Below are 23328 nucleotides of genomic sequence, written 5' to 3'. Positions count from 1 at the left end.
AATTCTTCTAGTCAAAAATTAACAAAATTTAATTGTTAATAATTAAAAAACAATATATAATAAATTCATAAGTCAATATCGGAGGTTTGTTATGGAAAAAATAGCTTTAATTACAGACAGTTCATGTGATTTACCTAAAGAAATTTTAATTGAAAACAACATCGAAATAATTCCTCTCCAGGTAATATACTCTAATGGAGAGTTTAAGGATGGAGTTAATATTACACCTGAAGAAGTTGCCCAAAACTTAGATAGGGAAATACCAAAAACTTCTATGCCATCACCTAGCGATGTTTTGGAGAAAATAAACAAACTAAAACAAGATGGGTATACCCATTGTTTGATTCTCACTATCTCCTCAGGTTTAAGTGGTACGTATAATATGGTAAAAATGGTTACAAGTGAAATAAGTGACATGGTCATTGAAGTAATAGATTCAAAAATACTTTCTCTAGGTTTAGGCTTACTTGTACTACAGGCTTCTAAAATGATCAAGGAAAAGCTATCATTTGATGAAATAATAAGCAGAATAAACCAATTAAAAGAAGAGGTTAAGGGATTTTTTATAGTAGATACACTTGAATATCTAAAAAAAGGCGGTAGAATTGGTCGTGTTACAGCTGCAATAGGAAGCTTATTAAGTATAAAGCCTATAATCTCAGTTGATGAAAATGGAAAATACTATACATTTAATAAAGCTAGGGGAAAAAATCAAGCATTAGACAGGATGTTAGATGAATTGAGGGCCGTAATAAACAATAAAAAATACATTGTAGGTATACCTCATGCATGTGTTAAAGAAGAAGCTTTAAAATTCGCTGAAAAGGTTAAATCCCTGGGAAATATTCAAGAAATAATTATTGGTCAAATAAGCCCTGCCCTACTTGTTCATTCAGGTCCTGGATTAATTGGTCTAGTATTCTTACCTATGTAATAAAGGTGGCCATTTATTTGGCCACCTTAAATTTTGCTCTTTTAAAACCTTTTATCAAATAAGAGTCTTATTAGTGATATATCCTTCAAAAAAAATTATAGCATCCTCAATATTTTCAAATCCATATCTATTAAGTAGAAGGCTCAATCTTACTTTTTCCACACCTCTTATATTTGTTTTTTCAGCTTCAATTTTACCATAATCACAACTGCACTCTTTATATATATCATCATAATCCATAATTATACTTATAGATCCATAGATAAAATCTATAGGTTTTTCATATATATCAATATTTATAAAGTCAAGTGCATTTTTAGGACTTGAATAAAAATACTTAAAGACTATATTTTCTTCTAAGCCATCTTTTCTTCCATCATAAAACATTAAATTCTTTCTTCCTTTTAATATTCTTTCAATCCTTTTTAGTAAATCTAAATTTTCAACTGCTGCTCTAATCATCTAGCCACACCTCCAATACGCACAAAACCTATATTATCATATTATATAATTAATTTTCAACAAAAAATATTTGTCTATTCTATTTTTATAAACTAATTCATATTTTAATATGATAGAAGTTTTATGGAGGTGTGTATATGGATATTCAAAAGATAGCTGAACTTATAAATATCATAAATAGGGAAAAAAGCACTTCAAACATACTATTTACTAATGATAAGAGAGGTATGGAAGTTAAAAACCTTTTTATAGAACACAGCTATGCAGTATTAAATTTAGCAAAAATGCTGTCTCAATATAACATAAACTTAGAAATAGATGTTCCCACATTTGATACTAGAGCTAGAGAAGAAATAATTACCAACATGATAGACGACATTGCCTATTATAATGATCTATTAAGGGAGGAGGAACAAGATTTAAAAGAACCATTGATAAAGCTTATAAAAATAAAATGTGAAGTGATTAAAAGTTTAGTTAATCAGCAGAGAAATGAAGTTAATTTAACCCTAGATGAACTTTTAAACTATAATGGTTCAAACGGTAAACCTGCATACGTTGCAATTGACGGAATCATTTACGACGTAACAAATAGTAAATCTTGGATAGATGGAGTTCATTTTGGACTTATTGCAGGCCGCGATTTAACAGATGAGATAAATAGCTGCCATCCAAACAAAGAAGAAATTCTTTCAAAGCTCATACCTGTGGGTAAAATAAAGAAATAAGGCCAAAGGGCCTTATTTCTTTATATACATTAAATCATAGTATTCTTTTACCATTCTTGCAGCTGAGAACTTTTCTTGTGTTGACTTAATGCTTTCTCTCATCATCTCAGCCCACTTAGTTTTGTTTTCATAATATGTTGGAACAACTTCATTTAGAAGAACTTCATATAGGCATTTTGCATCGTGTGCATCTAGTTCTTCTAATGTTTCAAAATCGTCAACACCCTTACCATCTCCAAATTGCCATCCGTTAACTCCATGGTTGCAAGCCTCTGGCCACCATCCATCTAAAATACTGCAATTTAGAACACCATTCATTGCCGCCTTCATTCCTGATGTACCTGATGCCTCTTGTGGTCTTCTAGGATTGTTTAGCCATATGTCGCATCCTCTAGTTAGCATTGCACCAATTTCCATATCATAGTTTTCTAAGAATACAACGCTATTTGGATACTTTTTAGCATACTTAATAATATCTGCAATAATACCCTTTCCTGTATAGTCATTTGGATGGGCCTTTCCTGCAAATATTATTTGGATCTTTCCACTTTCAAGGTATGGTGCTATAAGCTTTTCATCAGTAAATATTAGATTACTTCTCTTATATGGAGCTGCTCTTCTTGAAAAACCAATTAGAAGCTTGTCAGCATCAAGCTTAACACCTGTTCTCTTTTCAACAAATTCAATAAGCTCCTTCTTAATTTCTTGGTGAACCTTAAGTAGATCTTCCCCATTTTCATATGCCTTTCTAATTCTTTCATCTTGCCATGTACCGTTGTGTACACCATTTGTTATACCAATTATCTCTGGTCTTCCCTCAACAAATGACCACATATCATTTGCAGTCTCTTTATGAAGTTGTGCAACACCATTTGCTATTCTTGCCATTCTAAGAGCTGCAACTGTCATGTTGAAAGGATCTCCACCTAGTCTATTCATTTGCCAATAATCTAGGTTTAGATATGCCCCCATATACTCAAGTAGTCTATGTGGATGCACTTCATTTCCTGCTGGAACTGGAGTATGTGTTGTAAATACTATTTCTTCTCTAGTTTTTTCTAATGCTTCATTGAAGCTCATTCCTTCTTCCATCTTTTCTCTTATAAGCTCTAGTCCAGCAAATACTGGATGGTTATCATTAAAGTGGTATACATCAACATCAATTCCAAGCTCTCTTAATGCTCTAACTCCACCTACACCTAGTATTATTTCTTGTGCAACCCTTTCTTCTGCAAACCATCCATATAACTGAGCTGTTAATAGTCTATCTGCATTTTCATCTAGGTCTGCATCAAGTAGATATAGAGGAACATTATTGAACTTTTCACACTTCCAAACCTTTAGCCAAACCTTTCTATCTCTAATTTCTACTGGAACCTTAACTCCAGTATCTTCTAAAAAGTCATATTCATATACCCTGTAAGTATCTACAGGCTTTCCATCTTGTCCTATGTATTGATCTACATAACCTTGCTTCCACTTAATTCCTATAGCAACCATTGGAACCTCTAAATCCTTAGCTGCTTTAATAATATCTCCAGCTAGAATTCCAAGTCCACCTGAGTAGATTTTAAAGTTTGTATCAAGACCGTATTCCATACAGAAATATGCAACTTTTGGTAATGTCTTATTCATTTCTTATCCTCCTTAAACGTTTAATTAGCTTTACAATGGTTATTATACATTATACTTTTAAAAAATGCAATCGATTGCATGCAAAAAAATAAAAAAATAAATTAAATTTATATAAAATACATAAAATCAATTAAACAACCCTATCAAAGTAACTAAATTCCATTTAATCCTTTAAACTATAAATTGGATTAAAAATAAAAAATTGCTATATTAAATTCTCATATTCAAAGCCCAATTTTTTAATTTTATTTATGTCATCAAGATAATTTAAATTTGTGAACATGTCATATTTATTAATAAACATTTGTACTTCTTCATCCTTTGTAAATTCAACCTTACAACTTTTTATAATATCCATTATTCTAAAATTTCCCTTTTCTATTTCATTCTTAAATGTATCTTTTATATCAATAGAATAAAAGGAATACAAAGGTTCATAGTAATTGCCCTTTTTAGTTATTAAGCACTCTATACTTTTCCCCCTCATTTTTTCAATTAGAAATTTTACATAATCAACATTAATAAATGGCATGTCACAACCTACCACAAAAACATACTTAGATTTTGAATTTAAAAGTGCTGTATATATTGCACCTGCAGGACCACAATCTTTTATTTCATCTTCAACTACCCTATACTTAATATTGAACTTATTTTTATCATTAGTAATTAATACTATATCATCAAAAACACTATTAAGCCTTTCTGCTATATCCTCAATTAAAGGTTTACCATTTATAATTATTTTACTCTTATCAAATCCCATCCTAGAACTTTTGCCTCCACATAGTATTGCTGCAGTTGAAAAACTCTTCATAAAATTCCCCCTAATTAAAAAGTAAACAAAAGGTGGCAAGCACCTTCTGTTTACTTTACATATTTAAAGTCCTATTTACATCCATTTTAGCTGGTATTTTCTTTAAAGCTAGGTAATACATTAATCCAACAAAAATAGCTCCTCCCACTAAATTACCTAATGTTGCAGGAATTAAATTCTGTACCATTGCTTCTATTGATATATGGGATAACTTTTCAGATGTAAAATGTCCAATTTCGGCATAAGCTGGATTTGTCTTTGCAAATAATCCTATTGAAAAATAATACATATTTGCTATACAGTGCTCATATCCTGCAACAACAAACGCCATAATAGGGAACCATACAGCAAAAATCTTATGTATTACATCCTTTGCCCCATATGCCATCCAAACGGCTACACAAACTAATATATTACAAAGTATTCCACTAGTAAAGGCTTTGTAAAACGGTAAGCTTCCCTTATATGCTGCAACCTTAAGTGCGTATGCACCAAGTTTTCCTCCATCTACATCAAGTCCACCTGAAACAAATATTAAGTAAGCTATTATTACTGAACCTAAAAGGTTAGCAAAATATACATAAAACCAATTTTTAAACATATTTTTTAATTTTACTTTACCATCAACCACACCAACTAAAATCATAGTATTGCTTGTAAATAATTCTCCACCAGCAAGTAAAATCATCATAAGTCCAACAGGGAATATTGCTCCTGCTAAAAACTTTGCAACACCAAAGTTCTCAATTGAATGGCTTGCAACAGCTGATGAATAACCACCTAGCGCAATAAATGCACCTGCAATTGTTCCAAGAATAATCATTTGCAATGCTGAAAGCTTTGATTTTTTTACACCAGCAGCAATAACTTCGTCTACTATCTCGTTTGGTACTAGCATTCTTTTTTCCATATTACAGCTCCTTTCCTTTGATAAAGTTATAACAAGGGAGTTAGCCTTCCTTATTATAACCTATTTATCCTTATAGCGCAAACATTTGGTTCCTGTTTCTATACTTAATTGTATAAATACATATTTTGTTAAATTATTGTAGATTACATTTTTGCTAAAATGTTGTAAAATAGTAAAAGACATTTAATTCTGAAGGGAGTAGTCATAATGATGTATGCTTATCTGTCAAGATTTAATCAAATTATAGTTCATGGTGTGAAGGAAAATAAAATTAGAATAAACAAAAATACAAAAATCAAGATATTTCAACCTAGAGTGCATCATGATATTAAAAGCGTCTATCTAAATGGAAATGAGTTATATATAAATTTAAAAAACATAATAGATATTACTCAAGAATCATCTGTTTCAATTGAAGGACATATCATAAAAATTAACTATTCTCCTCTTTTTAAAACAGAAGAATTTAATAATCTATATGCCTATGATGGTCCTTTAGGATATATATATAATAAAAACTATACAGAGTTCTTTGTTTGGTCTCCTGTTGCAAAGGAAATAAACCTTCTTTTGTTTAAGGGATTTAATCCATCCATAGATGAAGAACCTATTAAATATAGAATGCAAAGATTAGAAAGAGGGGTATTTTATGTTAAAGTAGATGGAGATTTAGAGAATTTATACTATAACTATGAAGCATTAGTGTATGAAGATAGAAAAATAGTTGTTGACCCCTATACCCCTGCAGTTAGCATTAATGGATTAAGAGGAGCTATAGTAGATTTAGCCAAAACAAACCCAGAGGGTTTTGAAAATGACCAGTATGTAAAGTTAAACAACTATGTTGATGCCGTTATATATGAAATAAGCATTAGAGATTTTACTATTGACTCATCAAGTTGTGTTAATCTAAAGGGAAAATATTTAGGACTTATAGAAGAAAATACAAAACTACATGGATTTGATACTGGTCTATCACATATAAAGGATTTAGGTGTTACACATCTACAGATTATGCCAATGTTTGATTTTAGCTATAAAAGTGTTGATGAGAAATACCCTCTTGATAAATACAACTGGGGATATGATCCTCAAAACTATAATTGTCCTGAAGGCTCCTACTCTATAAATGCATTTTGTCCAAAAACAAGAATAATAGAACTTAAAAAACTAATCCAAAAGCTCCATAGCATAGGAATTGGGGTAAATATGGATGTTGTTTACAACCACATGTTTGAAGAAAGAAATACACATTTTGAAGGTTTAGTTCCAGGATATTATTTTAGAAAAAATCTAGATGGAACTTTTATAAATGGAAGTGGCTGTGGAAACGACACTGCATCTGAAAACTATATGATGAGAAGATATATAATTGATTCTGTTAAGTTTTGGGTTAAAGAATATCATATAGATGGATTTAGATTTGATTTAATGGGACTTCATGATATAGAAACAATGAAGAAATTAGAGGAGGAAGTACATAAGATCAATCCATATGCAATGCTATATGGAGAAGGTTGGAATATACCAACAGGAATTGATGAGGAATTTAGGGCAATACAGAAAAACTCAAATAAACTAAAGGGAATAGGTTTCTTTAATGACACAATAAGAAATGTTGTAAGGGGAAGTGTATTTGAATACAAGGAAAAAGGATTTGTAAGTGGTGCATTAGGATTAGAGGAAACATTGAAAGATTGTATAAAGGGGCTCCCATACCTTTATACATCTCCATGCCAAAGCATAAACTATGTATCCTGTCATGACAACCATATTCTTTGGGATAAATTAAATTTATCTAACCCTCAAAGTAGTTTTGAGGATTTAAAGGCTATGCAGAAGTTAGCATATGCAATAGTTTTAACATCACAGGGTGTTCCATTTATACATTCGGGAGATGAATTTTTAAGAACAAAACAAGGTGTTGAAAATAGCTATAATTCTCCAGATAGTATAAATAAAGTTGACTGGAATTTAAAGGTTAAAAACATAGATGTATACACATATTTCAAAGAACTAATATCCTTTAGAAAGAAGCATCCTGCATTTAGAATGTTTGAAAGTGAAATGATATATAATCATATTGAATTTTTAGACTCTCCTAAGGGAACAATCATATACATGATAAAAGGGCATGCCAACGGAGATTTGTTTAAGGATATAATTGTTATATATAATGCCCAAAATAAACCATTTAAATTTAATCTTCCACAGGGAAGATGGTATCTCTACGTAGATAAAAACAATATCTACAAAACTCCAATAAAAAGTTTTGAATTAGAAATTGAAACAGAGCCTATATCTTTAACTATCCTTTCTAACACATATACTGATTAATTATTAAAAGGCTGGTTGAACAGAGGTACTCCATTCAACCAGCCTTTTTATTTGCATAAATTTATAAAATACTCAAATAATCTTATCATAATAGGATGTCTCTTAGCCATAAGCTCAGGATGCCATTGAACTGCCATAATTGGTTTATAATCGTGCTCTATAGCCTCCACAACACCATCAGATGAATATGCAGATACTTTAAAATTCTTTGGAACTATCTTTGCTGCTTGATGATGAAAGCTATTTACTAAAATTCTATCTGTATCAAATATCTCTGCTAGTTTTGTTCCCTTCTTTATTTCAACATAATGTCCAATGTCATGTATTCCTGCTCTTTGAAAATGATTAACATATGTTCCTTCCATCTCACTTATATCTTGATATAGTTTTCCTCCAAAGGCCACAGTTATAATCTGCTGTCCCCTACTTATACCAAGTATTGGCATATCCTTCTCTATTGCCGCCTTAACTATGAATAGTTCACACAAATCCCTAGGTGTATAAGTAAAACCTACATGTAGTGAAGGTTCTTCTCCATAATAAATAGGATTTACATCAAATCCACCTGATAGAATTATTCCATCTAGAGTATCCATTATCTTTAAAATATCCTCTTCACTATTTATAATAGGAATTAATACTGGTACTCCACCTGCTTCCATAACCGCATCAACAAAATCCTTAGCTACAAAGTTTCTCTCCTGCCCTAAAGATAAATCCTTATCTGATATCATATAATCACAAGTTATACCAATTAACGGCTTATTCATAACATCACCCCTTTTTATTTTATTTTATAATAATTTATAAAAAATTACAAATTTATATTAAATATATGTTAAAATATTATATGTATATGAAGACTAAGGGAGTGATATAGTGAAGAAAGTATATTTAGATAACGCTGCAACTACATATCCAAAACCAAAGTGCGTATCTGACGCTGTATATGATTTTATTGAAAATATAGGAAGTAACGTTGGAAGAGGCAGTTACGAGAACTCCTACTCTGCTGCACAAGTTGTTTATGAAACAAGAGAACTTCTATGTAATATGTTTAATTATGACAATCCTCTATCTACAATTTTTACTATGAACATTACTCAAAGTATTAATATGATTTTAAAGGGCTTCCTAAAGGCAGGCGACCATGTCCTAGTATCCTCAATGGAACACAATGCAGTTATGAGGCCTTTAAACAGCCTAAAAAAGATTGGAGTTGAATATACAAAGATACCTTGTGATATATATGGTCAAATTATTTATGACGAAGTAGAAAAGCTAATTAGACCAAACACCAAATTAGCAATTATATCCCATGCTTCAAACGTATGTGGAACAATGCAGGATATTGAAAGATTAGGCTCAATCTTTAAAAAACATAACATTTACTTTGTTATTGATAGTGCACAAACTGCTGGTATTTTTGATATAGATTTTAAAAGGGCAAATTTAAGTGCTCTATGCTTTACAGGACACAAGGGCCTCTTAGGTCCCCAAGGAATTGGAGGATTTATTATAACTCCTGAATTCTCATCAAAAATTAATCCCTTAATTGAAGGTGGAACTGGAAGCCTTTCAGAATCTGAAGAACAACCTGAATATCTACCTGATAAATTTGAATCTGGAACTCTCTGCTTACCTGTTATTTATGGACTTAATGCATCTTTAAAATATATAGAAAAGGAAACGACAAAGGCAATTAGAGAAAAGGAGCTTCATTTAACTAAAATATTTATCGATGGGATTAAAAACATTGATGAAATAAGACTTATTGGATATGACAACATTCATAATAGAGCTGCTGTAGTTTCAATAGACTTTTTAAATAAAGACAACTCAGAAGTAGCATTTTTACTGGATAGAGAATATGGAATTATGACAAGAGTTGGTCTACACTGTGCACCATCTGCCCATAAAACATTAAACACCTTCCCTAAAGGAACTGTAAGATTTAGCTTTGGACATATGAATACAGAAGAAGAAGTTAAATATACACTAGATGCAATATATAAAATATGTAAATTATAAATCTTATATAAATGCCCCATGTGATGTTTTCTTGCATTTATTAAACATGTAGAAGAAAACATTACATGGGGCAACTAACTAATTTGCACTTCCACTTAATTACCTATTTCACTATCATAGTTCTTTACAGTTTTAAAAAGATAACCTAAATAAACACCTGTTACTACATACAATGCCGCAATAATAAGCATAATAACCGAAATTTGCACTGGAAGATACATAGATAGAGGACTGTATATGATACCAATTATAGATGAAATCATGAATATCTTAAATGTCTTTTTAATATTATCACTTAACGTATATACTCCCTTTTCATTTAAAATATCCACTATTCCTTCACATAGTATATACATTACATATAAAAATATTATAGACTCTAACGAAGTTAATATACTCAAAACCCATCTTGTATTAGCTGTATTAAACATATTTCCCATTTGATAATTCTGAGAAAATATATCCCTTAAACCTAATGCAACTAATATTATAGTTGGAATCTTTATTTTGTTAAATATATCTCTTCTATAAACAAGATTATTAACTGCTAGTAAAATTAATATATATCCAACAAAATTAGGCAAAATGTTTAATATATTGATGTAAAAGTTAAAAAATATAAAGATCATACCCCAAAACAAATTCTCATATGCACTTCTTTTCATTTTTAATTAACCCCCAATTTTTACATTTTACATTCAATACCTTTAAATTACTTTTTAAAAAACTATTTTTTGAATTTAAATACACACCTCCAATCCACAATATTAAAAACATTATACCATTAATTATAAATATTTCCACACTTTTCACACTTCAAAAAGTTAATTTTTCTTTATTTAAAAATAATAACTATATAATTTTATATTAGTTATATACAATTAAAACAAATTCAACCTTGTCATAATTATTTAGCTTAATATAAAATATATATATATTAAAAACTACTTGAAAATGGAGGTAAAGATGAAGAACATAATATTTTTTATAGCAGCCTATCTTTGCGGATCATTTCCTACAGGCGTTGTAATTGGAAAAAAGTTTTATAACATCGACATAAGAGAGCACGGCTCTAAAAATATGGGTGGAACAAATGCAGGCAGAGTTTTAGGTAAAAAAGCTGGATTTATAGTATCATTTATTGATGTAATCAAAGTATTCTTACCTGTACTTATAGCTAAGCAGTTCTTATCCTTTCAAGCTGCTGCATTTGTTGGAGTATGTGCTCTGCTTGGACACTGTTACCCGATATTTGCAAACTTCAAAGGTGGTAAAGGTGTTTCTTCCTTCTTTGGAATAATATTTGCACTAGACTTTATACTTGGAATTATATTACTTATAATATGGAAAACACTAAAACATGTAACCAATTATGTATCGGTTGCTTCTATGACATCCTGTTTTATTATTTCTTTTATCTTCTACTACAAATACAGAAATATAAAACTATTTTTGGTTTTAATTCTATTATCCTTCTTCATCGTATATCTACATAGAAGCAATATAAAAAGGCTTTTATCCGGCACAGAAAACAAAGTCAATCCTAACAGATAAAGCTTGATTATTTTAAAAATATGTCTTATAATATTGCTAAAAATTTAATATTTTAAAGTCTATGAAGAGGAGGAGTATCAAAAGCCATCTGTTATAGCGAGTAGAGGACGGTGGAAGCTCTACACAGACCTTTTGAGAAAAGAGCCTTGGAGACTCTGCCAGAAAGCTTAACGCAAGTATGGTAAGACCCGTGTGGGTTATCAAAATGAGTGGGCATTTGCCAATTAGAGTGGTACCGCGGACAACCGCCTCTATCTTTGAGGCGGTTTTTTATTTTATAAAATAAGCTTTAACGGAGGTGCAAATATGAACTATAAATTATTAATTGCTGATAAAATAGCAAAGGCAACTGAACTTAATATTGATGATGTTCAAAAACTAATTGAAATACCACCAAAACCTGAAATGGGTGATTTTGCTTTCCCATGCTTTCAACTAGCAAAGGTATTTAGAAAAGCTCCAAATTTGATCGCTCAAGAGCTTGCAGAAAAAATAGATAAAGAAGGTCTAGATAAGGTTGAAACTGTTGGAGGATACTTAAACTTCTTTGTAAATAAATCATCCTTCTCAAAAAACATAATTGAAAAGATATTAACTGAAAAGGAAAATTACGGTCACTCAAACATAGGAGAAGGCAAAACAATAACAATAGACTTTTCTTCACCAAACATAGCAAAGCCATTCCATGTTGGCCACCTTTGTTCAACTGCTATAGGAAACTCACTTTATAAAATTCTTTCTTCTCAAGGATATAAATGTATTGGAATTAACCATCTTGGTGACTGGGGTACACAATTTGGAAAACTTATAGCTGCATATAAACGCTGGGTTGATGAAGAGGCCCTTGAAAAGGAACCAATCAAGGAGCTACTTAGAATATACGTTAAATTCCATGAAGAAGCTGAAAAGGACCCATCACTTGAAGATATTGCAAGACAACATTTTAAAAACCTTGAAGATGGAAATGAAGAAGAAGTTAGACTTTGGCAAAAGATTAAGGATGTTAGCTTAATGGAATTTAATAGAATATATGATATGTTAAATATAAAATTTGATTCATATGCAGGCGAAAGCTTCTACAACGATAAAATGGATGCAGTTGTAGAAGAACTAAAAGAAAAGAACCTACTTGTAGAAAGTAAAGGTGCTCAAGTAGTAAACCTTGATGAATACAACATGCCTCCATGTATTATATTAAAGGCTGATGGAGCTTCAATATATGCAACTCGCGACCTTGCAGCTGCAATATATAGAAAGAAGACATACGATTTTTACAAAAACATATATGTAGTTGGAATGGACCAATCTCTACACTTCAAACAAGTATTTACTACATTAAAACTTATGGGATATGACTGGGCTGACAATTGTGTTCATGTTGGATTTGGATTAGTTAAATTTGCTGATAAAAAGCTGTCAACAAGAAAGGGAGACGTTATATTCCTAGAAGACCTTCTAAATGAAGGAATAGCTCGTGCAAAGCAAGCAATAGAAGAAAAGAACCCTTCACTTGAAAACAAGGATGAGGTTGCAAAAAAGGTTGGACTTGGTGCAGTTATATTTACTTATTTAAAGAACAATAGAGAAAGAGATATAATATTTAACTTTGATGACATACTAAACTTTGACGGAGAAACAGGACCATACGTTCAATATTCCTATGCAAGAGCAAAAAGTATACTTCGTCGTGCACAAGAAGAAGGTTTCGCAGTTAATCCAGATTATTCAAAATTAACTTCATCCGAAGAATTTGAACTTACAAAAATATTATCATCCTTCAATGAAGCAATACTACTTGCTATAGAAAAATATGAACCATCTATAGTTACAAGATACGTAATTGATGTTGCAAAGGCATTTAATAAGTTCTACAACCTATGTCCAATACTTTCATGTGAAGATTCAGGCCTTAAGGCCGCAAGACTAAAACTTGTTGAAGCTTCAACATATGTAATTAAAAATGCACTAGCACTACTTGGAATTGAAGTTGTAGATAAAATGTAAGGCTAAGCATCAAGCTTAGCCTTTTATTCTTCTAATTGAAATTGTTCTAATCTATATTGCTGTACCTTCTTTTTAAGCTCATCTAATAGATTTTTAAATTCAATTATATCCCCCGATTCAAGCAGCCTATTAAATCTATCCTGGTAATCTGTAGATTCTGATATTTTACCCAATGAATATAAAGTAATTATATTATCTAATATATCAGATATTATACCTGATTTTTCTTCAAACATCTTTTGAGCTTCTATTATTTCTTCTTTAATCTCCGACATCTCTTCATCTAACAGAAAGGCAAGTTCAGCAGCCCTTTTCAACCTCTCTTTAATTTCTGTTGGTATACTCTGTTTGTACTTATAATTTAGCGAATGTTCAACAGTTGCCCAAAAGTTCATAGCAAGTGTTCTTATCTGTATTTCTGCAAGAATTTCAACTTCTCCATCTGCTGTCTGAACAGGATACTTTATTATAACATGATAGCTTCTATATCCACTATCCTTTTTATTTTTAACATAGTCCTTTTCATATACTATCTTTAAGTCCTTTCCATCTCTTTGCCTAATTAACTGTACCACCTTATATATGTCCTCAACAAACTGGCACATTATTCTTATACCTGCGATATCTTCCATTTCCTCTGCTATTTTATTTAGAGGAATATCTAGCTTTTTTGCCTTTTCCAATATGCTTGAAACTTCTTTAACTCTGCCAGTAACAAATTCTATTGGAGAATATTCCTTTTTGCTTCTATACTGCTTCCTCATGCTCTTAAACTTTATCTTTAGTTCTTCAACTGCCTGTTCGTAGGGGATTAAAAATTCCTTCCAGTCATTTACAAGCATGCTCCCCACGCTCCTTTCCATAATAATTTTATCAAAAACTATACAATTTTCAAATCCAATTTTTTAACAGTTTTTAAATTAGTTGTTAATATTTTACCAAAAATAAAAAGGCTGAAAATCAGCCTCAAAAACTATAAAATGTCCTCTATATTATTTTTATCTATCTTAAGAACTGAAGAATAGTTTGACTTTAATATTGAATTTAATATAAAATGACAACATATAAGTATATTAAAACCAAGTAAAAGAAGTGTTAAAATATAAATTAGCATAATATCACCACTTTCGGTTTCTTTAATATAATTATACACTATTTTTTAATATTTTTCAATTTTCAAAATTTTTAGGAGGTTTGTATATGGACGACCTAAAGGGTAAAAAAATATATTTCATTTTTATTACTATCTTAGTAATAATAATTTTACTATCCAATCTAGGTCAAAACTTTAAAACAGATGGCTTTTCAACTACATATGCCCTTGCAAACTACAATGCAATTTTATCAAGACATACTAAATCAAAAAATTACGAAGAATACCTAAAAAGCTCTACTTCTTATATACAAAACTTCTTAAAAGTAAATGGTTTAAAGCAGATTGAAAATGCCTATATACACAACTATTCAATACTCATCCCAAACAAAAAGCACTCATCTACTTTAGAAGTAATATCTAAATATGGTAAGGTGGTAAAAAAATACGAATATATAGATGACTACTTTGAAGATTATAGGGGTATAATCTCCCCTGGTATATATAATTCGGTTCCGCAAATAATAGATACTGAAGATTTAGATAAAGTCAAATACAGATCCTCTATTGCGTTAACAGATATTTATAAAGATAAAAGCTTATATGAAATATTTAATATAGACTTAAAACTTAAAAAAATAGGAATTTCAGCAGTTATATCTCCTTCACCAACTAATGATTTGGTTTCTAACTCAAATTTATTTAATGGAACTTATTATCAAGCAGGTGAAGGTTTAACAAAACTTATCGTTTCACAAAGGGTTTTCGATGAACTTAAATATCTTGCAAGTAAAGGATATGAATTTAAAATAAAATCAGGTGCTGAAATTAAAGAGGGTAACCTATATAATGTCTATGGTATGATTGAAGGTAAAAATAAACTCTATAATCCTATAATATTTGCAGTCTTCTATGATGGTGAATATAAGTTCGATACTAACTCTAATAATATATCTGCAGGCAACTTTTTACCTACAAGCATAATGCTAGAGGTTATACGAGCAATACAATTTCAAAAACTCATTAAACCAGATAGAACGATAGTTTTTGCCTTTTTATCTGGGTATAATCAAAATAAATATGGCTTGAGGATTTTGCAAAACAATTTTGATGACTATGACTTAATTTTGTTTGAAGACATAGGTTCCTCTAATACTTCAATAATAAATTACTCTAAACATCAGAAGGACCTAACATCCACTGCAGAATATTATCTTAAAAAAAATCAAATAAGTATTTTATCAAAAAATATTGACTTAAGCTCTACAAACAAATACACTAATATTGCAGCTTTGTCATATAAAAGCCAAATCAGTACCCAGTATATGTTAAAATGGGGAAAATTTATGCTGGATTTAGTAGGAAATACTTGTTATAACCTAGACTTTTTAACAGGTAACTTTTATAAGCTGCGTCTATTTAAAAATCTTATAAGAGAATACTCAGCAATTCTTTCCTTATGCACGTTATTTTTACTAATTTACACTATATTTAAAAGGCCTAAACCTTTGACTTAAATTATTTTTGGAGTTAAAATATTAATAGAAAATATTTTTCCACAAAAGGATGGTGAACATGGAAAATTTAACTGCTCTTTTTAAAGAAAAAAACTTAAAACTGACCCCACAAAGATACGCTATATATAAATACCTTAAGTCAACCAAATCACATCCTTCTGCTGAAATGATATACGAAGCATTAAAGCCTGATTTTCCTACAATGAGCTTGGCAACTGTTTATAAGACAGTAAATACTTTAATTGAGTTAGGCTTAGTTCAAGAGCTTAATGTAGGAGAAGATAACTTTAGATTCGATGCTAATGTAGAAAATCATCCCCACATCGTATGCACAAAATGTGGTAGGGTTGACGATATAGAAGATGCAGTATTTGAGCATCTTAACAAAGAGGTAGAAAACTATACAAGTTATAAGGTTTCAACCCATAAACTATACTTTTATGGTGTTTGTCCAAAATGTCAAAAGGAGCTTCAATAAAGCTCCTTTTTCTTATTAAAAAAATAAGGAGCTGTTATTACAGCCCCCTACTGCTGATATGTCATCTTCAAAACCTTATCCCATGCTTCATTAGCCTTTACTCTTCCTTCAAACATGTCATATAAAATCTTTGATAGAACATCAAGCATCTTTGAAGGAATATTATCTATAAAAAGTATACTATTTTTATCTGTAGAATTTAGATGATTTAAAAGCTTATCCTGTATCTCATTATCATTGCTGTTGGCACTTTTAAGCGGTGATATATATCCTGCCTCTACAAATTTTTTCTGTGCTTCTTCTGAAAGAAGATATTCTAAAAAGGCTTGAACCTCCTTAGCATTCTTACTCTTTTGAGGAACTGCTATTGTCTGTCCTCCTGCTGCAGCAAACATTGAAATAGGCTCATCAATAAATTTTAATGGTTCTGTAAACACTGAATAGTTGAAATTAGCTGGTTTTATTTCATCAATAAGCTTTTGTGCCCATGCACCAGCTGGAAGAATAGCTGTTTTTCCCTTTATAAAATCATCTACACTTTGCCTATAGTTTATATCCAAGCTTCCCTTTGCAAGTGCATTTTTTATTAATTTTTCATATACATCAAAGGATTTGTCTATTCCCATTAATGTCTGATATCCATTTTTATCAGTATTATACTTAGCTGTAACTTCAATGGATCCGGTTGTTTGTGCATTTATTTGGCTAAAAAGTATTGATAACGTCCAGTTATCTAATGCTCCAACCTCCATTGGAACTATACCCTTTGATTTAAGCTTCTTACAAACATCAAATAGCTCATTTAATGTTTTAGGTTCTTGAAGATTATATTTCTTAAATAGATCAACATTATAGAAAAATTCCATTGTAAGTGGCATATCATTGAAACCATATATCTTATCATTATAAAGCCCATATCCTAATGATGCATCATATATTTTTTTATCTAACTCCTTTTCTGAAAAGAACTGTGTTAAATCAGTTAGCATACCAGCCTTTGCAAATTCAATTATCTGACCACGTTTTAATCCGATCAAATCAACTTCTCCTGATGCAACATCATTTTTTATCTTATTTTCATCAGCATACTCTGTAACAAGCTCAATTTCTACTTTATCATTTTTCTTTTTATATTCTTCTATTATTTTTTTATAAACCTCTACAATCTTTTCTTCACTCTTTTGGCTATAAAAAGTTGCAAATTTAATTTTTGTTTTTTCTTCTTGCTTTTTATTCATAAGTCCACAACCTGAAAACATAAATATTAATAACACAGATATAAAAAATGAAATTAATCTCTTCATCCTTCCGCCTCCTATTTGTAATTGTTGACATATTGATTATACAACTATTTGTATTAGATTTCCACTTTAACAAAAATATTATTATTAGTATTTTACCACAAATATTTTTTAATATTACAACATATATATTAGTGGGAGGTGATTATATGAAACTGAGAATCTACGTAATAAAAAAGAAACATCTGATATGGGCAGCAATTATACTAGCTATCATCATTATCGCAGCAGTTATAATTGCTACAAGAAGAAGCACAAATGAAACTCTAAATCACATAGGATCACAATATACAATTAAAGATGATATAAATAACGACGGAAAAATCGATAGCATAGTTATTAATGTTGATGAAAAGACAAAAGAATATAATCTAAGCGTTGCTATGAGCGACGGAAAGGGTTATATTATTGAAGCTGATAAAACTATAAAAACTTTAGGCTACTATTCACCTGATTGGCCAATGCATGTGACAGTTGATGACATTGACAAAGATAAGGTCAAAGAAATAATAATTCAATCCAAGGATAAAACTGGACCTATTTTGAGCATATTTAGATTCAACAATGATAAGTTTGAAAAGATGGCTTCAGGAAGATATCAAGTTTATGGTCTAATCAAGCATCCTGCATCATCTAATAACTTTGTAGTTCTTGGATCAAGAAATAATAGCAGTATGAATTTTAATCTATTCATAGCAAAGGAAGGAAAACTAACTCCAGTACTTAGCACACTCAATAATCTATCTTTAGGAAAGGACACTATAGCATCCTTTATTGAGTATGTTGAAAAGAAGGAGGTAGAAGCATTTAATCAAATAATAGACAACAAACTAACTTCAACAATTCAAAATGGCAATTTTGAGGATGCTAAGATAACAGATATAAAATATAACAAGGACGGAATGCCAACAGACATAACATATTTAGTTAGAACTAGTGTACAATCCAATTCAGGAAATGAAGCATTAGTATATAAAGTTCAAATGTCACTATCAAAAGTAGAAGATAAATTACCAAAATATACTATTACAGATTTAAATATAATTAAATAAATTTTATAAAGACTGCAAATACTAACAATGGAGGTTATGATTATGAAAAAAGTATTTGCAGTCCTTTTAATTTTAATCAATCTATCTTCTTGTACAATTTCAACTCTTACAAAAAACAAAATTGAAGACAACAACATAATCTACTCATGTGTCGGGGACTTTGATGGCGATTCTAGAATTGACAGCATTCAACTTATAAGAGAAGGTGATGTAGTAAAAATCATTTTTAAAAGCAAAAGAACAATTAAAACTCAGGATATCAAATTAAATCTCAGTAATTTCTACTGCAATGTTGAAGACATCAATGACGATGGTTGTGATGACTTTATCATAAACACCATGGATGAAGGAACAGAAAACATTTTTGTATTTACATTTAAAGATTCAATAACACAAGTCCTGTCACCCTCAATAATTAACGAGCAGATTAATTTTATAAAAAATGGAAACAGCTACACAATTAGCTGTGGAAACTACAAAAGCTCTATTAAATCAAAGGAACCATTAGATTTAAAGCTATTGTATTCTACAACAGAATACACAGATTACGGTAAAGCTATAATAACCGAAGGAGTTTTAGTAAATAACAAAAACCAACCCAAATATACAGTTTCAACTACCTATAAGTTAAATAGCCTAGGCAAACTTAACTTTTTAGATATTAAGATTGAACCATACATAGTAAAAGATAACTAATTGTATATAAGCCCTATGAATGAATTCCCTAAAAAATTCATCCATAGGGCTTACTTAACTCTTATATATTATCAAACAGATTTTCCAATACCAAAACAGCTGCTCCCTTTATAATTGCATCTCCCTTTGACTCTGCTCTTTTAATTTCACATACTTTATATAAATCAGTCAGTGCATATTTTTTAGCGCTTTCTACTGCACCATTGAAATAATAATCGTTTATATCTATCAAATCTCCACCTAAAACAATAAGACGAGGATTAAAAATATTAATTAAATTTGCAATCGCAAGGCCTAAATATTCAGAAGCCTTATTTATAGCTGTAATTGCTCTTTCATCTCCATTTAAAGATAATTCATGCACTGCCATACAATCTGCATCTATACCAAGTTCTGCTGCATATCTTTCTACAGCCTTTTCAGAGCTAAATGTTTCAATGCACCCTCTATTTCCACAACTACAAAGTGGACCATCAAAGGCTATCTTTGTATGTCCAAACTCTCCAAACCCGTCGGTATAACCCCTAATCTGCTGCTTATTGTTTGTAAGTGCAACACCCACACCATATCCTATTTTTACACTTATAAATTGATCCACATATTTGCCTGCACCATACCAACTTTCGCTTAATGCCATAGCTCTAACATCTCTATCTAGGAAGGCTGGAACATCAAACATTCTTTCCAAATCAGTTCTTATATCTTTATCCTTCCATCCATAGTTTGGAGAAAAAACTATTTTACCCTTTTCAGTATCAACAATACCATGGGCAGCAATACCAATACCAAGTAGCTTACCCTTTACCTTTTCATTTTGGGTAATCAATCTTTCAACACTTTCCTTTATAATTTTTATTGCCTCTTCATAGGTTGTTTCTGGTCTTGTCTTTACAGTTATTTTATCTAATATTTTGGATTCCATATTTAAAATAGCTGTTCTTATTCCTGTTGATCCAATATGTATAGATACAATATAATAAGACTCTGCATTTATTTTAAGGAGAATTGGCTTTCTCCCTCCGGTAGACTGTCCTAAATCACTTTCTACTATAATATTCTTATTTATAAGTTCTGCTGTTATGTTAGTAACTGTAGCTGGAGTTAAGTTAAGCGTCTTTGCTATCTCTGCCCTTGATATAGGACCTTTAAGCCTTATAATATCTATAATAAGTCCTGTATTTATCTTCTTCATCAATTGAAAACTTCCTGGAACTATGTTATCCATAATACATCCCCCCATATACATTATAAAGGAAATTTTTGCAATTTTCAATGTTAATTTATTTAATAAATCATAGCAGATTGCATAAAATAAGGTCGAAAAGAGAAACACTTTTCGACCTTATTTATACCTATCTACTTCTTAATCTTTCATTGATTTTATCTACAGTTTTCTTATCTACAATTCCATTAGCATTTAACTTATTTGCTTTTTGAAATGCTCTCACAGCATTTAAAGTTGTACTACTAAATTTAGTAGTTGTTGAATATTTAAAATATCCTAAAATCTTCAACGCCTGCTGAAGTTGCCTTACATCTTCCCCTACTGATCCCGATCTTAATACTCTTTTATATACAAGCTGCATTGTAGGCTTTGATGTATTAGCTGTATTTATTGTATTTGTTGTATTACTCTTATTTACTGTACTTACCCCCAAAGCACTGTTTAACTTAACAATAGTACCTTTTCCAACTATTCCATCAGCAGTTAATTTATTTGCCTTTTGAAAGGCCTTTACTGCAGCTTCTGTATTTGCATCAAATTCCAATGTCGTTGATTTTGCCTTATAATATCCAAGTCTTTGTAATGCAAGTTGTAGCTGCACTACATCTGTTCCCTTTACACCCTTCTTTAGGGTTCTTGTATAAACTAACTGTATTTTATTCTCTTGAGGAGCTGAATTACCTCTTGACATCTCCTCCTGTTTTTCAACAAGCAGTTTTACCTCTTTTTTATCATCATATTCTTTATCACTTAACTTATCTTTTACATATGCTATAACCCTATACTCTCCTGCTGCTTGAGGGTTATATGTTAAAACTCCTGTAGTATTTGTTTGAGTTGATATTAACCTTTCTCCAGAATATACTTCAAATTTATAAATTACCCCTTCATAGCTTCCATTTTGAACTTCAACATTTATACTAACCGGATTTTTTTCATTAACTTTTTGGCCAGAAAGATTTAAACTTTTTATTGTAGGATCTTTACATACAACATAATTACCTGTTATCTTATCATCATAATCATTACTTGAATCAACTGACTTAATATAAAAAGTAACATCATATATACCTTCTTTATTTGGTATATAATTTACCTTTGTTGCTTGTCCATATTCTGTTGAATATACATTTTCTCCATTTCTTTTTATCTCTACTCTGTATAAATATTTACTTGTATCATCTAACCCCTCAAGTTCTAGATCAACTGCTTGTCCTACCAATAACAATCTTTTTGAAATCTTTAAATTTAAAGACTTGATAAAACCAAATGCCCTTCTTTTACTCTTTTCATATTCTTCATAATATCTATACACAGCATCTGCTATTTTGTAGGCTATTTTTTCTTGTATATCAGGATTAGATAATTTCTTTATTTCTTCAGCATTTGTCATATATCCTGCTTCTATTAAAACAGAAGGCATTGTAGTATATTTAACTACATAAAAATTAGAATTTTTAGCACCTTTGTTAGCAAATCCTACTGAAGAAATACCGCTTACTATTAGTTTCGCTAAATCTATACTTTCAAGCGCCTGAAAAGCTACATTGCTATCTACAATTTTAACTTTACTCTTTTCAACTTTTTGCTCTTTGTTATCAACTAAAATGTAAACATAATCTACATCATCAATTTTCTCTTCTCTTAAATATTCATATCTATTGCCTTCTAATTCAACATATCTATAAACAATTTTAACTTTACTTTTTTCTATTATTGCTTCATTATTACCCTCTAAATAATAAACATAATCTACATCATTTATTTTAATCTCTCTTAAATACTGGTATGCTATTCCATTTAACAATACAAACTTTTTATTATTTACTCTATTAGTACTATAATAAACTTCAGTACCATTTACTTTAGCACTCGCTGATGCATTGTTATGGACACTTATAAACATGTCTGCAGAATTACTATTTGCTATATTAGCTCTATCTTTAAGTTCAACAAAAACATCATTATTTGGTTTTCTTGTAAATATTATTTCTGCTCCAAAATTCTTTAGAATATTGGAAAGTTTTTCTATAATAGCAATATTTAAATCTTTTTCCTTTATATTATAATAATACGCTCCTGACTGCTTACCACCATGACCAGCATCAAGCACTATTTTTCTACCATCTAACATACCTGCAAAAGCTATATTTGAAGACATCATAAATGCAACTATCAAACTGGCAACCTTTTTGAAAAGCTTCAAGAAATCCACCCCCAAGTTTAATGTAATTAAATTATATATTAAATCAGCATATTTATCAATAATTTAACAGCTATTTTACCTAAATTTATGTATTTTTTGACATTTGTAAGTATAAAAAAATGGGCCGTTTCTCGGCCCTAAGGGGGATGGGGGGTTCTGTTTATGGAAACTACTGTTTCCATCTCAAGGTGGTTTCCTTGAGCTTTCATTAATAATTTTAACCATCCCACATATTTTTATACATCTACACAAAAAATTTTTTAATTTTTTTGTTTCTAGTATGATTTTTTGAAGTTAATTAAGGACAAAACTATATCTCATACTTAACAATATAATTTACACTAGATG

General features: G+C 30.4%; 21 protein-coding genes and 1 other annotated feature. Of the genes, 10 read left to right on the top strand and 11 right to left on the bottom strand.

Annotated elements, in window-relative coordinates:
* The first annotated feature begins 91 nt into the window (after nucleotides 1–91).
* Nucleotides 92–934 (top strand): DegV family protein, encoded by an 843-nt coding sequence (locus TCEL_RS03740; RefSeq protein ID WP_040683736.1) that lies wholly within the window; start codon nucleotides 92–94, stop codon nucleotides 932–934.
* A gap of 54 nt (nucleotides 935–988) precedes the next feature.
* On the opposite strand, the gene TCEL_RS03735 is transcribed toward TCEL_RS03740, so the two are convergent.
* Complete coding sequence (locus TCEL_RS03735) at nucleotides 989–1396, bottom strand: hypothetical protein (RefSeq protein WP_018661274.1); 408 nt, start codon at nucleotides 1394–1396, stop codon at nucleotides 989–991.
* A 137-nt stretch (nucleotides 1397–1533) separates the two neighbouring features.
* On the opposite strand from TCEL_RS03735, the gene TCEL_RS14055 reads away from it, so the two are divergent.
* On the top strand, nucleotides 1534–2124 hold the full coding sequence (locus tag TCEL_RS14055; RefSeq protein WP_018661272.1) for a cytochrome b5 domain-containing protein: 591 nt from the start codon (nucleotides 1534–1536) through the stop codon (nucleotides 2122–2124).
* A gap of 12 nt (nucleotides 2125–2136) precedes the next feature.
* On the opposite strand, the gene glgP is transcribed toward TCEL_RS14055, so the two are convergent.
* From glgP to TCEL_RS03715, 3 genes are all read right to left on the bottom strand, one after another.
* The gene (gene glgP / locus TCEL_RS03725; RefSeq protein WP_018661269.1) at nucleotides 2137–3759 is read right to left on the bottom strand and encodes an alpha-glucan family phosphorylase; all 1623 of its coding nucleotides are present in this window, start codon (nucleotides 3757–3759) and stop codon (nucleotides 2137–2139) included.
* 205 nt (nucleotides 3760–3964) lie between these two features.
* Nucleotides 3965–4576, bottom strand: a complete 612-nt coding sequence (locus TCEL_RS03720) for a molybdenum cofactor guanylyltransferase (RefSeq protein ID WP_018661266.1) — start codon at nucleotides 4574–4576, stop codon at nucleotides 3965–3967.
* 55 nt (nucleotides 4577–4631) lie between these two features.
* Nucleotides 4632–5486: a formate/nitrite transporter family protein gene (locus tag TCEL_RS03715; RefSeq protein ID WP_018661264.1), complete on the bottom strand. Its 855-nt coding sequence runs from the start codon at nucleotides 5484–5486 to the stop codon at nucleotides 4632–4634.
* A 207-nt stretch (nucleotides 5487–5693) separates the two neighbouring features.
* Here TCEL_RS03715 and pulA point away from each other — a divergent pair, with 207 nt between their 5' ends.
* Nucleotides 5694–7823, top strand: a complete 2130-nt coding sequence (gene pulA / locus TCEL_RS03710) for a type I pullulanase (RefSeq protein ID WP_018661262.1) — start codon at nucleotides 5694–5696, stop codon at nucleotides 7821–7823.
* Nucleotides 7824–7870: 47 nt separating this feature from the next.
* Here pulA and TCEL_RS03705 read toward each other — a convergent pair whose 3' ends face one another.
* A complete protein-coding gene (locus TCEL_RS03705) occupies nucleotides 7871–8593 on the bottom strand; it encodes a gamma-glutamyl-gamma-aminobutyrate hydrolase family protein (RefSeq protein WP_018661260.1) in 723 nt (240 codons plus the stop codon).
* A 109-nt stretch (nucleotides 8594–8702) separates the two neighbouring features.
* Between TCEL_RS03705 and TCEL_RS03700 the strand changes: the two genes are divergently transcribed.
* Entirely contained in the window at nucleotides 8703–9854 is a 1152-nt protein-coding gene (locus TCEL_RS03700) for an aminotransferase class V-fold PLP-dependent enzyme (protein WP_018661258.1), read from the top strand.
* A 95-nt stretch (nucleotides 9855–9949) separates the two neighbouring features.
* Here TCEL_RS03700 and TCEL_RS03695 read toward each other — a convergent pair whose 3' ends face one another.
* Nucleotides 9950–10519 carry a hypothetical protein gene (locus TCEL_RS03695; protein WP_018661256.1) on the bottom strand — a complete coding sequence of 190 codons (570 nt, stop codon included), beginning with the start codon at nucleotides 10517–10519 and terminating at the stop codon, nucleotides 9950–9952.
* A 301-nt stretch (nucleotides 10520–10820) separates the two neighbouring features.
* Between TCEL_RS03695 and plsY the strand changes: the two genes are divergently transcribed.
* Both plsY and argS read left to right on the top strand, forming a co-directional pair.
* The gene (plsY, locus tag TCEL_RS03690; protein WP_018661252.1) at nucleotides 10821–11408 is read left to right on the top strand and encodes a glycerol-3-phosphate 1-O-acyltransferase PlsY; all 588 of its coding nucleotides are present in this window, start codon (nucleotides 10821–10823) and stop codon (nucleotides 11406–11408) included.
* Between the two features lie 52 nt (nucleotides 11409–11460).
* Nucleotides 11461–11664, top strand: a binding site (T-box leader).
* A gap of 50 nt (nucleotides 11665–11714) precedes the next feature.
* Complete coding sequence (gene argS, locus TCEL_RS03685) at nucleotides 11715–13412, top strand: arginine--tRNA ligase (RefSeq protein WP_018661250.1); 1698 nt, start codon at nucleotides 11715–11717, stop codon at nucleotides 13410–13412.
* A 23-nt stretch (nucleotides 13413–13435) separates the two neighbouring features.
* Here the strand turns inward: argS and yjbM are convergent, their stop codons facing one another.
* Both yjbM and TCEL_RS13425 read right to left on the bottom strand, forming a co-directional pair.
* A complete protein-coding gene (gene yjbM / locus TCEL_RS03680; RefSeq protein WP_018661248.1) occupies nucleotides 13436–14254 on the bottom strand; it encodes a GTP diphosphokinase in 819 nt (272 codons plus the stop codon).
* Between the two features lie 131 nt (nucleotides 14255–14385).
* Complete coding sequence (locus TCEL_RS13425; protein WP_018661246.1) at nucleotides 14386–14526, bottom strand: hypothetical protein; 141 nt, start codon at nucleotides 14524–14526, stop codon at nucleotides 14386–14388.
* 86 nt (nucleotides 14527–14612) lie between these two features.
* On the opposite strand from TCEL_RS13425, the gene TCEL_RS03675 reads away from it, so the two are divergent.
* Together TCEL_RS03675 and perR are read left to right on the top strand one after the other, a co-directional pair.
* Nucleotides 14613–16022: a zinc-binding metallopeptidase family protein gene (locus TCEL_RS03675; protein WP_018661244.1), complete on the top strand. Its 1410-nt coding sequence runs from the start codon at nucleotides 14613–14615 to the stop codon at nucleotides 16020–16022.
* A 58-nt stretch (nucleotides 16023–16080) separates the two neighbouring features.
* On the top strand, nucleotides 16081–16500 hold the full coding sequence (gene perR / locus TCEL_RS03670) for a transcriptional regulator PerR (protein WP_018661243.1): 420 nt from the start codon (nucleotides 16081–16083) through the stop codon (nucleotides 16498–16500).
* A gap of 47 nt (nucleotides 16501–16547) precedes the next feature.
* Here the strand turns inward: perR and TCEL_RS03665 are convergent, their stop codons facing one another.
* Nucleotides 16548–17804 carry an ABC transporter substrate-binding protein gene (locus TCEL_RS03665; protein ID WP_018661241.1) on the bottom strand — a complete coding sequence of 419 codons (1257 nt, stop codon included), beginning with the start codon at nucleotides 17802–17804 and terminating at the stop codon, nucleotides 16548–16550.
* A 146-nt stretch (nucleotides 17805–17950) separates the two neighbouring features.
* Here TCEL_RS03665 and TCEL_RS03660 point away from each other — a divergent pair, with 146 nt between their 5' ends.
* The gene (locus TCEL_RS03660; protein ID WP_018661240.1) at nucleotides 17951–18853 is read left to right on the top strand and encodes an FG-GAP repeat domain-containing protein; all 903 of its coding nucleotides are present in this window, start codon (nucleotides 17951–17953) and stop codon (nucleotides 18851–18853) included.
* Between the two features lie 27 nt (nucleotides 18854–18880).
* Complete coding sequence (locus tag TCEL_RS03655) at nucleotides 18881–19549, top strand: hypothetical protein (protein WP_198010641.1); 669 nt, start codon at nucleotides 18881–18883, stop codon at nucleotides 19547–19549.
* A 61-nt stretch (nucleotides 19550–19610) separates the two neighbouring features.
* Here the strand turns inward: TCEL_RS03655 and TCEL_RS03650 are convergent, their stop codons facing one another.
* Both TCEL_RS03650 and TCEL_RS12755 read right to left on the bottom strand, forming a co-directional pair.
* Nucleotides 19611–20774 carry an ROK family transcriptional regulator gene (locus TCEL_RS03650; protein WP_018661235.1) on the bottom strand — a complete coding sequence of 388 codons (1164 nt, stop codon included), beginning with the start codon at nucleotides 20772–20774 and terminating at the stop codon, nucleotides 19611–19613.
* A 127-nt stretch (nucleotides 20775–20901) separates the two neighbouring features.
* Entirely contained in the window at nucleotides 20902–22980 is a 2079-nt protein-coding gene (locus TCEL_RS12755; protein WP_018661232.1) for an N-acetylmuramoyl-L-alanine amidase, read from the bottom strand.
* Nucleotides 22981–23328 lie beyond the last annotated feature (348 nt).

The sequence above is a fragment of the Thermobrachium celere DSM 8682 genome, from assembly GCF_000430995.1.
GTDB lineage: Bacteria > Bacillota > Clostridia > Clostridiales > Caloramatoraceae > Thermobrachium > Thermobrachium celere.
This window is presented reverse-complemented; position numbering and strand designations above follow the sequence as displayed.